This is a genomic window from Methanothrix sp. (assembly GCF_016706325.1).
GTDB lineage: Archaea > Halobacteriota > Methanosarcinia > Methanotrichales > Methanotrichaceae > Methanothrix.
Genome location: NZ_JADJJX010000003.1, coordinates 1 through 14,649 on the forward strand (window position 1 = coordinate 1; position 14,649 = coordinate 14,649).

17 protein-coding genes, 1 tRNA gene and 4 pseudogenes are annotated in these 14,649 nt (G+C 53.1%); 5 read left to right on the forward strand and 17 right to left on the reverse strand.

The features are described from left to right. Positions 1–624: 624 nt before the first annotated feature. The 4 genes from IPI63_RS12010 to IPI63_RS12025 are packed head-to-tail and all read right to left on the reverse strand — an operon-like array spanning position 625 to position 1,321. Complete coding sequence (locus IPI63_RS12010; protein ID WP_292478668.1) at positions 625–759, reverse strand: hypothetical protein; 135 nt, start codon at positions 757–759, stop codon at positions 625–627. A 5-nt stretch (positions 760–764) separates the two neighbouring features. Beyond that, the gene (locus tag IPI63_RS12015) at positions 765–1,043 is read right to left on the reverse strand and encodes a hypothetical protein (RefSeq protein WP_292478669.1); all 279 of its coding nucleotides are present in this window, start codon (positions 1,041–1,043) and stop codon (positions 765–767) included. A gap of 21 nt (positions 1,044–1,064) precedes the next feature. Continuing rightward, positions 1,065–1,187, reverse strand: coding sequence for a hypothetical protein (locus IPI63_RS12020; protein WP_292478670.1), 123 nt, complete (start codon positions 1,185–1,187; stop codon positions 1,065–1,067). Beyond that, positions 1,172–1,321: a hypothetical protein gene (locus IPI63_RS12025; RefSeq protein ID WP_292478671.1), complete on the reverse strand. Its 150-nt coding sequence runs from the start codon at positions 1,319–1,321 to the stop codon at positions 1,172–1,174. The genes IPI63_RS12020 and IPI63_RS12025 overlap by 16 nt, the downstream gene beginning before the upstream one ends. Before the next feature lie 999 nt (positions 1,322–2,320). On the opposite strand from IPI63_RS12025, the gene IPI63_RS12030 reads away from it, so the two are divergent. Further along, on the forward strand, positions 2,321–2,455 hold the full coding sequence (locus tag IPI63_RS12030; RefSeq protein ID WP_292478673.1) for a hypothetical protein: 135 nt from the start codon (positions 2,321–2,323) through the stop codon (positions 2,453–2,455). Here IPI63_RS12030 and IPI63_RS12035 read toward each other — a convergent pair. Together IPI63_RS12035 and IPI63_RS12040 are read right to left on the reverse strand one after the other, a co-directional pair. Next, entirely contained in the window at positions 2,452–2,598 is a 147-nt protein-coding gene (locus IPI63_RS12035; RefSeq protein WP_292478674.1) for an Hsp20/alpha crystallin family protein, read from the reverse strand. The genes IPI63_RS12030 and IPI63_RS12035 overlap by 4 nt on opposite strands. A 66-nt stretch (positions 2,599–2,664) precedes the next feature. Continuing rightward, positions 2,665–2,790 carry a hypothetical protein gene (locus IPI63_RS12040; RefSeq protein WP_292478675.1) on the reverse strand — a complete coding sequence of 42 codons (126 nt, stop codon included), beginning with the start codon at positions 2,788–2,790 and terminating at the stop codon, positions 2,665–2,667. On the opposite strand from IPI63_RS12040, the gene IPI63_RS12045 reads away from it, so the two are divergent. Then, entirely contained in the window at positions 2,781–2,972 is a 192-nt protein-coding gene (locus IPI63_RS12045; RefSeq protein ID WP_292478676.1) for a hypothetical protein, read from the forward strand. The two genes, IPI63_RS12040 and IPI63_RS12045, sit on opposite strands and share 10 nt — an antisense overlap. Before the next feature lie 1,044 nt (positions 2,973–4,016). Here the strand turns inward: IPI63_RS12045 and IPI63_RS12050 are convergent. The 6 genes and pseudogenes from IPI63_RS12050 to IPI63_RS12080 form a co-directional block, all read right to left on the reverse strand. Continuing rightward, a tRNA-Gln gene (locus tag IPI63_RS12050) sits at positions 4,017–4,088 on the reverse strand. A gap of 328 nt (positions 4,089–4,416) precedes the next feature. Next, positions 4,417–4,916, reverse strand: a pseudogene (locus IPI63_RS12060) (hypothetical protein). Positions 4,917–4,958: 42 nt separating this feature from the next. Next, entirely contained in the window at positions 4,959–5,225 is a 267-nt protein-coding gene (locus IPI63_RS12065) for a hypothetical protein (RefSeq protein WP_292478679.1), read from the reverse strand. 846 nt (positions 5,226–6,071) lie between these two features. Further along, the gene (locus IPI63_RS12070; protein WP_292478680.1) at positions 6,072–6,422 is read right to left on the reverse strand and encodes a hypothetical protein; all 351 of its coding nucleotides are present in this window, start codon (positions 6,420–6,422) and stop codon (positions 6,072–6,074) included. Between the two features lie 1,215 nt (positions 6,423–7,637). Continuing rightward, positions 7,638–7,835 carry a hypothetical protein gene (locus tag IPI63_RS12075; RefSeq protein WP_292478681.1) on the reverse strand — a complete coding sequence of 66 codons (198 nt, stop codon included), beginning with the start codon at positions 7,833–7,835 and terminating at the stop codon, positions 7,638–7,640. 12 nt (positions 7,836–7,847) lie between these two features. Further along, positions 7,848–8,339 (reverse strand): hypothetical protein, encoded by a 492-nt coding sequence (locus tag IPI63_RS12080; RefSeq protein ID WP_292478682.1) that lies wholly within the window; start codon positions 8,337–8,339, stop codon positions 7,848–7,850. Between IPI63_RS12080 and IPI63_RS12085 the strand changes: the two genes are divergently transcribed. Continuing rightward, complete coding sequence (locus tag IPI63_RS12085; protein ID WP_292478683.1) at positions 8,318–8,725, forward strand: hypothetical protein; 408 nt, start codon at positions 8,318–8,320, stop codon at positions 8,723–8,725. The genes IPI63_RS12080 and IPI63_RS12085 overlap by 22 nt on opposite strands. 34 nt (positions 8,726–8,759) lie before the next feature. Here IPI63_RS12085 and IPI63_RS13055 read toward each other — a convergent pair whose 3' ends face one another. From IPI63_RS13055 to IPI63_RS12110, 4 genes and pseudogenes are all read right to left on the reverse strand, one after another. Continuing rightward, positions 8,760–9,143, reverse strand: a complete 384-nt coding sequence (locus IPI63_RS13055) for a nucleoside 2-deoxyribosyltransferase (protein ID WP_366851077.1) — start codon at positions 9,141–9,143, stop codon at positions 8,760–8,762. 207 nt (positions 9,144–9,350) lie between these two features. Beyond that, positions 9,351–9,524, reverse strand: coding sequence for a hypothetical protein (locus IPI63_RS12095; RefSeq protein ID WP_292478685.1), 174 nt, complete (start codon positions 9,522–9,524; stop codon positions 9,351–9,353). Beyond that, on the reverse strand, positions 9,521–9,682 hold the full coding sequence (locus tag IPI63_RS12100; protein ID WP_292478686.1) for a hypothetical protein: 162 nt from the start codon (positions 9,680–9,682) through the stop codon (positions 9,521–9,523). The genes IPI63_RS12095 and IPI63_RS12100 overlap by 4 nt, the downstream gene beginning before the upstream one ends. Before the next feature lie 72 nt (positions 9,683–9,754). Continuing rightward, positions 9,755–10,534 (reverse strand): annotated as a pseudogene (locus IPI63_RS12110) (hypothetical protein). A gap of 247 nt (positions 10,535–10,781) precedes the next feature. Here IPI63_RS12110 and IPI63_RS13060 point away from each other — a divergent pair. Together IPI63_RS13060 and IPI63_RS12120 are read left to right on the forward strand one after the other, a co-directional pair. Continuing rightward, a pseudogene (locus IPI63_RS13060) lies at positions 10,782–11,088 on the forward strand (deoxycytidylate deaminase); the annotation flags it as partial. Positions 11,089–12,491: 1,403 nt separating this feature from the next. Further along, positions 12,492–13,580 (forward strand): annotated as a pseudogene (locus tag IPI63_RS12120) (IS1 family transposase). Between the two features lie 79 nt (positions 13,581–13,659). Here the strand turns inward: IPI63_RS12120 and IPI63_RS12125 are convergent. Then, a complete protein-coding gene (locus IPI63_RS12125) occupies positions 13,660–14,457 on the reverse strand; it encodes a hypothetical protein (protein WP_214066437.1) in 798 nt (265 codons plus the stop codon). Positions 14,458–14,649 lie beyond the last annotated feature (192 nt).

Below are 14,649 nucleotides of genomic sequence, written 5' to 3' on the forward strand. Positions count from 1 at the left end.
CACCTGCCAGCGGGGGACTCTTGACCTGGGGTCTATGCCGTCCTGATCCCTGATGGTGTGACTGTGTCTTTCATGGTCTCATAGTCCACAGTGACCTCGCAGGTGCCGATTCATCATTACGCCGGTGTAGCGGCGGCCTATGGAGCCAGAGGTATCGTAATCAGTGCGCATGCCACGGGAGCGCAACTCTGAATCTCTTCGCCGGGCCCATGTTGCTTCATCCATTAAAGGCAGCACCGCCACCGATCGGCAAGTATCTGGGGTTTGGAGCCTGAGAACTGCCCTCTTCTCGCCATCGATCTCATCTCATAATAGAGGAGTCCAGAATGGAGTAGAGTATCCTGTCGATGCCAAAGGAGGGCTTCAATCACATGGGGTACCCTCCTCTCCCCGCACCTCCTCCACCTCCTCAAAGGAGACCAAAGCCGGGTCGATATCCATCCTCTCCCCATCCACGGATACCTGATCTTCTCACCGGCCAGCTCCTCGGGCGCAGGGAGCGAAGGGTTTCGCCCACTTTTGCTTTGGCCCTTGACTTGAACATCGGCCCCAAGGCCTTGGGGTCCGGTTTGCCCACTTATCTTCTTCTTTGCGGCTGGTCATAATGGACAAAGACGGAGAGGTTCACCTTGCTGATGGCGGTATGGGCTTCCGAGGTCGTAGTCGGTCCTGTCCGCCACCCCCCACCAGCTCTATCCAGCCCAACCGATCCAGCAGGACCTCTGCATCCCAGCAGTCGGCAGCACACCGCCATCTCATCGGCCTTATGCTGGCGGAAGCGCAGCCTCTGCGGATCTGTGCCCACCTCCAGGAGTACCGATAGGTCCTGGCCACATAATAGCCAGGATCTGGGGGGCAACCACCCCTCTCTCCACTGCCTGGCCAAAGCTCCATCTCTCCTCCTCCTCACCCCTCTCCTGTGCCTCCTGAGAGTAGAACTTCATTCTGATATCCTGGATATCTGAGAACCGGGGGTGGCTCTTGTCGCGGGGGTCGATGAAGATCTCCGCCTCGGCCTGGGTGAACTCCCTCAACCTGATCACCCCCTGACGGGGAGAGATCTCTCATTTCGATAGGGACTTGCCGATCTGCACTGCTGCAAAGGGCAGGCCCCCGGAAGTAGCGCAGGAGACGGGGAAGTTGATGAACATGCCCTGGGCGGTCTCCGGCCTCAGATAGCCTGCCATCTTGTTCTCAGGCCGATCATGGTCTTGAACATGAGATTGAACTCATAGACAGTGGAGAGCTCGCCGCCGCACTCCGGGCAGACGATCTCGTTCTCCCGCATACACTGGAAGATCTCCTCATTGCTCCAGGGCATCGGGAACCTCCACGATATGCTTGATCAGGTGATCTGCTCGGTAGACCTCGCCTCCTTGTAGCCGGTGAGTGGATCGAGAAACCGCTCAGATGGCCTGAAGCCGGGAAAGATCCCCTCCACCCCGATGGTTGGGGCCTCGATCTCTGCGAAGTCCTCAGAGATGACGAAGTACTGCCGCCAGATATTTCAATTCTCCTCTTGAGGGTGCCCCAGAGGGCCGTAATCATAAAATCCCGCTGCTCCGCCGTAGAGCTCGGAAAGGGCTATAGAAAGCCCCGCCTACGGGCAAGCTCATTTACCAACTCATTCCTGTCCATTTCCCAATCCTCGGTATGGCTTCTGAGTATCGGAGGTGATTTAATCTTTGTTATGAAAAAGAGAGCTATGCAGATCTCAAGAGCAGATCTTCCTCCCCTCTGCCGCCCTTGATCTCAGCAGGCGGCAGAGAACGCCAAGAGCATGATGAAGGCAGCCATAACAGTGCACAGCAGGATCACATCCCCATATTTGCCCTGAATGAGCCGCCCCAGTCCTAGAATTATGCCTTCTGTCCACCCTCATAATCCGCCTCCGCTCCTGACGCCATATCTCACCCATCTGCTGCATGTGATCCACAATGCATGGGATGATTAAGTAACTGTTTTCATATCGGCTTTTATCAGATCATAATGGCTCGATTTCGATCATAGGAGTTTCCATGGCCTTTATCTAGGCAGAATATGCAAAAAATGCATGATCTTTCATCAGTTAAGGATACCATGCCCTCATGAAGCTACAACTGCATGAGGCATTGCCATACTGGATTGAGGATGAGCTGAGCTGAAGAGAATTTATCAATGAGCTATCAAGAAAAGCAGACCAGGTCCAGAGACAAACACCCTCCCCGGAGGCCTCTTACAGCCTCGTCCGATTTCTCATCTTCTGAATGTATCCTGATGTATAGTGGGGTGATGGTGGGGTGGATGGCGGAGTGGATGGCGGGGTGGATGGTGTGAGTGGATGGCGGGGTGGATGGTGGAGTGGACGGCGGGGGTGGATGGCGGAGTGGATGATAGGATGGATCCAGTTCCATCCTTCAATCGCCATTCGATCGTCACTCAGCCACCTTCGATCCATCCAGTCGATCTGCTTTAATCGAGCTCCTGGTCGATCCACCTAGTCGATCTGCACCTCCTTTCCTTTCTCTTCTGCTTCTTGTCCAGCTCCAATGTCAATATGCCGTTCTTATAGGATGCCTTGGCGCTGTCTGGATCGGCAGGAGTGTCCAGATATATCATCTTGTAAAACTCTCCTCATCATCGGTCTTGATCTGCACGCTATCATCTGTCACGTCCAGCTTCACCTTATCCTTTCACCTCCAGGAAGTCGACGAATATCTTGAACTTGTCCTCCTCGCTCATGACGTCGACCAATGGCTCCCTGCCCTGGCTAAACTCATTTCCCCCGATAAGAGGGCTTGATGTTGCCAAACTCCCGAACACGGGCTCTTTTCCGGCTCTGCAGTGTAGCTGAAGCCATAGACGAAAGGGCCATAGCAGTGGATACGCCGGAGGTCTTCTCCTCGAACGAGATCTTGAACTCAGAGGGCATTGATTCCTCAAACCTCTGGAACCATGTGCTCTCGAAGGGCTCTTTGAACCAATCATCCTGAATCTCTCCTTCCTCTCAAAGGGGAAGCCCCTGAAACTCTCGAATATATCAAACATGGATGGATATTTCTTGTCCCACATATCTATTCACTCACAATTACCTATGCATACTAACCTTAAGATAGTGATGGGATATAATTTTTTTCCTGCCGCGATAGAAGGGACTCTCAGAAGAACCGGCCTGGCAGTTGAGATCAAGGCTGATGAGCGCCGGCTCCAGAAGTGGAAGTGAGCTATAACCAATACAACTCCATCATCCTGCCCTCGACCAATTCCAGGCTAAAATCTCTTTGCTCGTATAAGTCCATATGATCCTCCAACCCCTCCCTGCCCGGAGAGGGGAACAATAAGCTTCAAGAGGAAGGAGATGCTAATTAACAATAGCTATTGGCACGCAGCCATGCCAGGCCGATCAGCAGCTGGGCCAATCAGCAGCCGGTAGCAGGGGACGGCTGATGGAACAGAGCATACAGCCAAACACAGCCAATGCAAAGGGATGTGAGATCTATTGAGAGATGGCTTGGTTCAGTTTGGAGGCAGAGATTCAGAGCCTGAATCAGATCCGATCAAGGGTGATCTGCGCAGAATCCAATAGCCCTGGATCGAGGGAGATTGGAAGACCTCATGGTCCACTTCACCTATGCCAGTTGATGGCATATAACCTTGGCTATATACTGTCGATAGCCCTCTCCAGCAAAGAGGAAGACATGGGCAGAGGGTATCGGAGATGATGACCAGAATGATCTCCTCGATGGGAGCAATCCAGCTAGCAGAGATCAGGCTAACCCTGAAGGACATGGAAGAGCTGAAGAGAGACCGCCTTGAGCCCTGAGACTCGAGCAGCCTTGAAGGAGATCCGAAGGGAGGTTGATGGCAGCCGGATCGACTGGCTGGATGTTTTCTCTTTTTCCCTTGACATCCCCTCCCTCGCCTGGCCGTTTCGCGGGCCGATTCCCTTCAGATCGAATCAAAAGGCAAAAGGAGAGAAATGAGGAAAAGAGAGAATGGAAGAAAGGGGGAATGGATAAAAAGGAAAAGCAGAAAAGTAGCCTGCCAGGATTCGAACCTGGGTAAGGAGGTCCAGAGCCTCCTGTGATTGACCGTTACACTACCGGGCTTCGCCACCAACCTTGCAACAGGTGGTTATTAATCTCATCGATCCCCGCCCCTGAATGCAGCACATGGCAGCAGCCGGAAGAGCCCGCTCTTGCTTAGGGCTATTCGATCCTGGCATCCACCACGGAGTGGAGAACTCCCGGCGAGTACTTCACCCGATGCATCTCAGGATCTGAGATCCTCTGCCCAAAGCTCGCTGCCTCCGCGATGTCGCGGACTGCCTGTTCCGGATAGGCTCGGGAGGCACTGTCTGATGATAATGAAGCACCCCACCGGGACGCAGGCCTGATCCCCCCTGAAGATATCGATCCGTTACCTGGACCATGCCCATCACCACTCTGTCTGCCACCCCCTCTGGAGTGGTCGCGCAGCCAAAAACCAGTATGGGCTTACTACACTCTCCACCCTGTTTTCTTTGATGTTCAAGCAGAGATAGTGGTAAGCATTGGGGTTCAGCTCAATGGCCAGGATCCTCCAAGGGGAGTGGACGGCCATGGGAAGGAAAAATAGCCAATACCGGCGAACATGTCCACCACATACTCCCCCGGCCCAGATTGCCCATGCATCCTCTCTCTCAGATTGCCCGCCGAGAACATCACCTTCCTGGCATCAAGATGAAAGATGACACCATTCTCTCTCGATGAACCGTCTCCGTCACTGTGCCTGCAATGATCTCCCGGACCGGCTCTCTGAAGGGCCCTCATGCCATAATCGCGCAGGACGCTCCGGCAGCGGGGATAGCAGTCCAGCAGCGCCCGTCCTATGCGGGCCTGGTGAGGCTCAAGGCGCGGATGGATCTTGACCACTATCACATTCCCAGGATATACCATCCCGAGGCAGAAGCTCTATCTCCTCTGGCAGCAGCTGGCCTCTTAGAGATCCGTCACCCCCGCCCCCCCCCCCCCCGCGCGCCAGACCCCTGCAGTGCCTTTCGATAGTAAAGAGAGCATCCTGAGATATAATCCCGAAAGCCAGGCGCTGGCTGTGACAGGTATCTCCTGTATAGACTCCCTCTCCACCACCTTGCGGCTGCGATCAGCAATCCCTGAGCAGTGATGCTCCTGAGAGCAGCAAATGTATCTCCTCTTAGCCCGCACCGCCAGAAAAGAGAGATCAAGATTTTTGGTAGCTCTGCTCAAACTTCACGCCATCCCCAGTCAGATTCAGATTTAAGATCCAGGGTATCGTTCTTGCGCGTGACATAGTAATCCTGGCCATGAACCTGCAGGCCGGTATCATGGTTCTCAATGCTCCTGCAAAGCTGAGGGTCAGGGAACCTCAGTCCAGTTATTGAGAAGATATATCTTCACGCTGGCATCGGTGCTGCTGTTCATCTTCTACAGGGTGTGGTCCCCATGGGTGATGGTCACTATTCCCCTGGGGCACTGATGCTCTGATCGATATTCGGAGGAAGCCTCATCTCAATCTCATTGGGCATTCCCGGGGATTGATTATGTCCGGAATAGCTCATTGCTGAAATTTTACTAAAGAGGCAGTGTAATCAACAAATATCAAGGGCTTACAGAACTACCCGGCGACCTGGCCATCTGTTGTGAAGCCGCTTAGAGAATAGATATGCCCCCACAGCAAAAAGAATCATCAATCCTGCCAGCCCGCAATCAACACTCTTCACCAGCCCTTCTCTCGCAGGGGGCACTGGTGGCTCTTTATCCGAGAATGGGTGTGGCTGGAGCGGGTTCGGCGATCCTGGACGGTGCCATCCCCCCTTCGCTATAGGCTGCTCGACGATGCCCGGCCTCATTCTCCGTCCGGGTTGCTCTCTCCTCCTCGGAAGAGATGGGGAAGGGGTTTTGGCTTGGCTCGCCCGCGGACTTCTCATCCGGCTCCGCTGCCAGTTCAGCATCATCCCTCCTGGCTCGAAGGTGACAGCTTCCTCTTCATCGGAGGGAGAGCAGCAGGCCCACCGAGGAGGGGGTCTTTCCTGCGTGTAGGCAAGACCAACGCCCCTTCATCGAAGTTCAGTATCAGATCAGTATATGCCCGTGGAATCCACAAATTTCAGGGCCGCGGAACCAGGTAGGAGACGCCGGATATCTTGACCTCCTCGAAGAACTCAGGTGTTCTTCATCAGTCGATCTTTGAATGCATAGACAGCGCCGCTCTCCATCTGCATCGATCTCGCTGAGGCTGGGAAACGGATCCTCCTGCGCAGCCAGTTTTGGTGGCGACGACATAAGCCTCTGAAGAAGACCCGGCTCCATTCGATTGAGGCCTGTTGGTGTATCGCGCCTATCGAAGAGAAGAGGAGAAGCTATCCCCTTGAGCTTTCGAAGCCTCTTCGCGCGAATGCCGTGAGCAGAGAAAGAGACGTCCATCAGATATGCATATATCTTCAAGTAAATAAGTATTTTATGTAGGGCAAGAGAAGCTCACCCTCTCTTATTCGATAGAATCATTATCGATATGGCAAGAGATCTCATATAAATCTCGTATGACAGCTATCTTTAAATCTCGCCGGGGAAAGGAAGCTCGATGGAAACATTTGGGATTGGTGTGGGTTCTTTTTGCTCCTCGGAGGTGCCTCATGTGGTCGGCCGTAGCAACAACTGACCGCCTATCAGAGCGTGCCTCCAGCGTTAAATGTAGGCGAGAATGCTGTGGTAACAGTTTCGCTGACCTATTACGGAAGCGACGCCACTCGAAGGCGATTATCACACCCGAACTCCCTCCGGGCGTACGAGACCAGCAATCCGGAAGGTCAGACAGCACAACTGTATCCCCGGCACAACGCGCCCGCATCAGATTATCCATAAGACAGGCCGCAAAGCGGCATTATACTTATGGCCTCTCAGGTAGAGCAAGCAGAAGAGATGGGGTCCTGGAGAAACTGGCCCTAAGGTCCACCTCATGGGTCATGGGCCAGACATGGCCACTATGCAGCCCGGTCAGACTTTATCCCGGGGCATCTCACCCCACAGTCAGAAGAGGGCCCCCAAGGGATAAACGGATCGAACCCCACCCGCCGGGCTATGCTCCCTGAATCAGAGCCAGTTGATGTGGAAACAGCACCATACCAAAGTCCAGATGGCTATAGAGCGCCTCCCACCCAAAGGATGCCCCGCACTCCAGATGGTCTGAATCCAGAACGAACAGACCGGCAACCGGTTGCAAAGGGGCTGGAAGAGGCTCCGGGTGGGAGGCCTGCCCAGATGGGAGTATGCGGAAGGTCAGCTCAAGCTAATTTGCTTTTTGGTCTATCCAATCCCAGATCTGCGAGATTATAGAGCGCCTGCAGGTGGAATCCGCGCTCCTCGATGGCCCCACCTCCTCGGCGGTCTAGTACTGGCGGCAGGGCGCCTGCACTCACCACTTAGGCCGGCAGCGGCAATCCTTCAATGGCCCTCAGCAGGCTGAGGCTCCGGAGGTGACAACATCCTCCACCACCGCCACTTTTGCCCCTCCTTCCAGCATCGGACCGTACACAGCTCAGGTGCGGCACCGGGCTCCTTTCCCGCTCCAACCCTGCCAGCCCCTGCCCTGCAGATGGCCCAGGACGATATGGCCGATACAATGGGGTCCGCCCCCCAAAGTCAGCCGCACATTGGCCGAGGCCCAGGGATGGACCCATCCTCCAGCATCAGCCTGGCAGTGAATAGGCCCCTTCCGGGCTCAATGTGACCCTCTTGCAGTCTGTGTAGTCGCTCTTCCCGCCGGAGGAGAGGAGTGACCGGCCTTATCTCCAGCGACCTCTCAATCAGCAGCCTCAGCAGTCGATCTTTATCATTCACATCAAATCCCTCTTATCCTGATGCATAGCTGAGGGAGAGCAGATAATCCCTTGCTCTGCCGTCAGATCGACCCCCTCCAGAGGCCTTTATCTCCGCCAAGAGGCCAGATCGGTGCCATCCAGCAGATAGAGGCGCGCGCGTTCCATAGCTGGCCATCGCCAGGACGGGACCACGCATATCCTCTGCCGGCTCATTGAGAGCCAGTCCCCAAAGAGGGGTTGAAGGCCAGGCATGATGATGATCTCCCCAGAAGAGACGAAACCGTAATGCTCCTCTACTACCTCCGGTTGTATGGGCGCTCTGGCCCAGACGGGATGGGTCTGGAAGTTGCCCAGGGATCTTGAGCCTTACTGCAGGATGAAGAAGGAGCCGCAACCAATAAGCCCGAACGCACCACCTCTCCTCCGGCCAGGTATGACCATGAAAGTAGCCCCTGCCCTCCCGCACATCCAGTGAGGGATGGACTCGACCCCAGGGGAGCCATGTCTGCCAGGTTGCTGTCATGGTTTCCCGAGACGATATCCACCTTTGTCACCCGGGCAGATAGCTGGTTGGAGGAAATCAGGATCTCCCTTCTCTCCTGCCAGCTCGTCTTGGGCACATTGTGCTTCAGGTCCCCCAAAATCAGCAGCCTATCAGGCATAATCATGTCCAGGTACCCTTTCAGGAGAGCGAGGATCTTTCTGGTCTGGCTGGGTATGGACACCCCTCCCAGCCAGAGCTCATGCCCAGGCCCAGGTGGAGGTCGGGCTGATGAGAAGCTTTCCTTTCCCTCTGCCAGAGGAGAGGGGCGCCAAGAGGGCTGGGGAAGCCGGGGGGCGAGTGAGGAAGAGGAGGGGAGGAGAGGTGCCAGGAGCCGGCAGTCAGCGGTCAATCCAGCAGCCCTCTAGCTCAGAATAGAGTTCCTGATGTTTGAGGATATGCTCAGGCAGAGAACTCGATCATCAAGTTGATCCGGGATGGTTCAGACCCCCTGCATTCCTGATATCCGTTTCTTATCCCCAGAACCCTCTTCTCCTGATGGAAGAATCGGCCGATCTCCAAGAGGGTGCCATCCACCTGGGGCCCGTCCAGGATGGCCACCATCAGATCGCAGCGGTCCAGAGCCCTCAGGTTCTCCCTGGAAGATCTCCTTCGGCCCAATTGGTTTGTTGAGAGCCCATAGGCCAAATGATCCGACCTGAACACCGGCCTCTGCAAGCCATTCGCGGAGGGAGGCAGTGAGCTCTCTTGCCCAGGCGATCTCCCCGCAGAGAGAAGATGGGGACCAGCGAGATAGATCCTATGAGGCAGCCCCATCCGACGCATCTCCCTCAGTCCGGGGATCCGGCTGCCTCTTCTAGCCTGGACCTGACAAAATCCCTGTCCAGGCTGGCCAGGAACCAGCCACTTAGGCCCCTTGCCTGGTCCCCAGGAATGTCAGGTATACCGCCTGGAAGAACTTCTTGAGTCCAGGTTCATCTCCTTGGCCACGACTAGACCCAGGTCGTGGATCTCGGCGGGCGGTCTTCTCATCTATTCTCTGAGCAAGAAGGCCCAGAGGGCCTGCCGTTCGGCGGGAGAGAGGTTGTTCACCTCAGCAGGGAGCTTCTCCTTGTAGCTGGAACTTGACATATAGGGAGCATACTTCTCCAGCCAGACCTGCACTTCCTGGCCCGGGCCAGGATCTCCTCCTCTTCTGGATATCACATCATAGCCGGACCTCTCAGGGCGACGAAGAGCTGCTCCTCATCTCCGCGAGCGATCTGGACAGCAGTGACCATATGTCTGAATGGTATCCCAAAGGTCCGCTCTTGCTGACGTTGGAGAGCTCTGATGGCCCTCTCATCCCCTTTTCCTCTGGTCATACTCGTCCACCAGGCTCAACAGGGGCAGGCCGGGGTCGAACTCGATGTGCTTTCCCGGCTTGTTCCGGATGATCAGGTAACGCAAGACCTCGGGCGGACGACATCCAGCATCTCCTGGATGGTGACACAATCCCGGTGGAGCTGTGCATGGCCCCCACTCCCTTGAGATGGATCCATTCGTAGACCATGGGAAAGGAGCGGGGTAACTGTAGATCTCTCGCTGATCCTCTTGCCGGTATCGTATGAGCCCCCTGCAGTAGCATGATCCTTGCCGAAGGGCTCAACTGTCACCTGGAATATGGGCCAGCGGGCCGGCCAGTCCACCCGCCAGACCAGCTTCCCCCCGCCAGCCATGGGAACTGTGCCCTGGCTGCCGCAGGAGCAGACATAGTCCACCGTCTCGGCATCCAGGTCGAATCCGGTAACGTGAGTGGTGTTCGTCCCGCCGCAGGCCTGGCAGATGGCATCAAACGGCTCCAGCCCTCGGGGACGGCGGGCCGAGACCTCTTTCAGTATACGGGCGATCTCGTCCTTTCGGGAGAAGGCAGTCTTGATGGCATCGTCCCGTATCTGCCTCCTTGTAGAGGACATCCGCCCGGTAGATCTCGGGCTTGATGCCCAGCCGCTCCATGTCTCTCCAGGAAGGAGTGATTGGAAATGGTCTGCATAGCTTATGCAGCAGCCTCAGGGGCAGGGATCTCCGAAGGGGCTTGCTGATGCTCCTGAAGCTCTCCGGCAGGAAGGGGGAGCCTGCGCAAGGGTCGAAGGTTATCGGCGATGTAGATCAGACGCGCTTCCACCCCTCTGTCCAGGAGAGCGATAGACCGCCTCTGCGGTCGTGACCTCGCGCATATTGCCGATGTGAACCGGTCCGGAGGTGATGCCTGTAGCGATGGTATGGGGCCAGAGCCTTCCAGCCTCTCGGCGATGACATCCGCCCAGTGAATAGACATGTTGCGCAATCGATGCAAAGAGGAGATATTAAGCTTCCGTTGTCACCCTGGGAGGGCCAGAAGTCTCCCAGAGAGCTTATTAAGTAAAGAGGGCAGCTATCCAGGATGATGCCTCGATTGAACGTCCCGGCCTGGATGAGTACTTTATGGAGATCGCCATAGTGGTGGCTGCGTTCCACCTGTCTTGCGCAACCAGGTGGGGGGCCTCCTTGTGAAGAACAAGAGGATCCTGACCACGGGTACAACGGCGCGCCTGCGGGTCTCGAGCACGGCGATGCAGTGGGCTGCGCCCGGAGAATGTTCAGAGCGGCACTCGCCACGAATTATGCCGGCGGTGCATGCCGAGCAGAACGCCATCATCCAGGCGGCGATGCCGGCATCTCCATCGAGGGAGCGACGCTGCACTGCACCCACCAGCCCTGCATCCTCTGCGCCAAGATGATGATCAAGTCCGGGTGGTGAGAAGGTGGTCTATCCTGCACTGCTATCCCGACCAGACGGCCTGATTTCCTAGGCAGGCGGAATTGAGGTGGTGAGGGTGAAAGGATGGCCTTGGAGGCCGGGCCTGCAAGCCAAGCACGATAGAAATTATGAGGATCTGCTCTATTCTCCAGAGCCTACATCTTTCCTGAAAATGGCGATATTTCTTGAATCCTGCAAGAGATTACCGTCGTGCAGATCCATCCACGGACGAACGAGCTGGTGCCGTCGCCAAGTCAAGAATTCTGAACCCTGCAGTTTAGTGATCTGCTTTAAACCCGGGCCTCGTGTAATCTAATATCAATGATCTTTGATTTGCAGTAGAGAGCAAGTCAACCAGTATTTGTGTTGCTACCCTTACTACTACTGCTTTTTTTGTCCATATGCAGGGGCCATCATCCATTGTGCGGCATATTAATGCCAATTGAAGTTTTTTTCATCCGAAAATCGTGGATTCTAGGATTATAGAGCCCCTTGTATCCTTTGCTTGCTCGCGGTCCTGGCAAGAGGGATATTTCCCTTCAGGTGCCTCTTCAGACTCGAGGATCGTCTAGATTTGTATATTTTGCTTTTGAAAGCGCTAAGGGAGGCCTCTATGCAATCTAAGTTTCCATTGTACAGCCAAGATAAGTAATCCCCTCTAGTTCTCTTTGTCCTGGATCAAAACAAAGAGTAACGGAAAGCTCTCTCTATCAACCCTTGTAGAATAATAATTATTTGGAAGAGGAATTTCATAAAATCCATAGAGAATCCAACTTATTGGTAGATTCATCGGTAAAGACATGGTTTAGATCCGATGAACCTGCCCGAATAATGGCCGTCCATCCAGATGGCGTTCAGCTTTTCCCCGCATCAAAATGCCAGCGATAGCATAGAGGCGAAGAGAACACTCAAAAGTAGTTTGTCCATCCCTAGGAGAGAATTTTCCAAGATGAGAACAAGAAGATATTATGAGTGCCCTGATAATTTGCAGACGTCAAGCGAAATTGATTCCGGAATTTGGCTATAGATCTGGCGCGTTAAAAGCTGTTTTTCTCTAGGGAGCTAAACTGGTGCTCTCCCCAATTGATGGTCTTCACTCCCGGATACTTTGTCACCGCCCTGCATATTCGGATCCCAAGATGTTCCCCAGTCCGTCCAGTTCGTGGAACGGTGACGGAAACCGGAGTCTTTGCTTGAAGCAGTACGACTCAATCGATTTCGGACACCCGGACTAGCCACGGTCAAATGCTAATGTTGAAGGATTGATCACTTCGATTCATCATTGAATAAACAATGAGGTATAGTCATTATATTCTGACCGAAAGGCCGGTCGTGAATCTACAATCGGCTGTTATTTATATAACCTATTCCTATATGCCATGGGGTGTAGCAAAATGGGCAAAAGAGGTCCAAAGCCTCGATTCTTGGATGTAGCATGCCCGAATGAGCAGTGCAATCTATTTGGAATTGCTGGGAAAGGAAACGTCACTGTGTACGGAACTTACAAGATAAGCTCCGGCAAGGTCAGGAAATATATTTGCCACACATGTGGTACCAGATTCTGTGATAGAACTAACACTGCATTCTATGACACAAGAACAAACGAAGAAAAGATCAAGCTGGCTCTAAAATGGCCATGCGTGGAATGAGTGTCTTAGGAATAGCTGAGATCCTTGAGTCAAAACCATCTACTGTAAGCACTTGGATCTCGAAAGCAGCAAAGCATAGTGAAAAGTCAATGAAGTTGTCTTGAAGGATGTAGAGACCCCAAAGGTAGAGATGGACGAGGCATGGACTTTTGTGGGGAAAAACACTACCCAGAGAAGGTGAATACGAAGATAAAGGAACTTGGATCTGGATAAGCATGGCTGCAAATTGCAGGTTGGTGCTTACATGTTATCGGTGAGCGATCTCAGGAAAATGCAGATCAGCTCATTTCAAATACTGCCAAAAGACTCAGATCAATGCCGCTCTTTGTGACAGATGGATTAAGACTATATGCAGCAGCTCTTCGAAAGCAATATGGAAAACTACAGCCGTTCGCACCAACAGGCAAGCGAGGGCGACCTCGAAGTCCTAAATTAATCGTAGATGAACTATTACAATATGCTCAAGTCATTAAAATGAGGGTCAACGGTAGACTAAAAAAAGTGGTCAAGAGAATCATATTTGGCAAAGATATAGACCACAAAATGATATCTACCAGCTACATTGAACGGCAAAACCTGACATGCAGACAAGATAATAACCGCATATCAAGGAAAACCATAGGTTTCTCTAAGGAGACTGCAGAATTGAATAACCAAATGACCCTATATTTCGCGCACTTCAACTACTGCCGAAAGCATCGTGCTCTAAAATATAGAAATGAGATGGGCATAACGAAGTTCAATAGTCCCGCGAAGCAAGCTGGCTTAATCGATCATGTCTGGAGCTTGCAGGAACTCTTGACTTTTCCATATTACAAAACTCAAACCCATTAGAGGCTCACGACCATAAATTCAAGCGATAGATAAATTCAAGCGATAGATAAATAAAAAAATATAAAGCTTTCAGTTCTACCTAGCAGTCAATACCCTCGCAGGGTGGATGTATGTCCCTTTCGGGCACAGGATTCTCATGGAACTTGATGAGCTTCTCGGCCTCGAATGTTCCTGTGAACATCTCGTGGGCCTTTATGTCCTTGTAGAATATCCTATGCCATGTGGCATCCGTTCCCCATGTACCATTGAAGCTGTTCTTGGTCTCAAGGCCGATCAGATGGGCTGGATCATAGATGCCGCTGGCAGAGGTCATGAGCTCTTCCACCTTATTTGTGTCTCTCCCAGCATCTTTGAGCTTGCTGATCAGATCCTCAGGGCTGGTGTTGCACTTGGGCTGGTATGGTGTGGTGGAGACGAAGAAAGCAGTCTCATCCTTCTCCATCTCATTCACTGAGAACATCTCCTGGACATCAGCACCGATGCCTCCGTAGAAGGCTTTGGAGTTCATATACTTGCCACCGGTCAAGGGGGTAGCACCCTGGTAAGTCATCTTTGTGGTCTCAAATAGATTGAAGGCCGACTTGTTGCCTCCATTGACCGAGGAGACATTCCTCTTAAGCTTCTCTGCATTCTGCGAGTAGGCATGCTCGGAGTCAAGCTCCAGATCACCGTCCCCGGCCATGGTGTTGTAATACTCCAGGGCTATCTTCTTATCGATTATAGATGTACTGACATCGATTATTCCCGATCCAGAGACCTTCTGACTCTCACAAAACTGCTCATACTGCACAGGTGGTATCAGTGGCGGATTGGCGAGCACTATGCTGCAACCAGCCATAAGGGCAATCGCCAATGCTACTATTACTACTCCCTTCATATCTTTTTTTCGCCCCCTATTCTTAAAGCTTTTAATTTGATTCTATTCAGCCAAATAAGTAATTTTGGCTCAAATGAGATATCTAACTTTTATATTATATAAATTTAACCTTCAAACACTAAGGCTTTTCCAGCAAGCACTTGGTCCAGGGTGGATTGAGGATGATGTGCTCCGATCTCGCGGCACAGAATG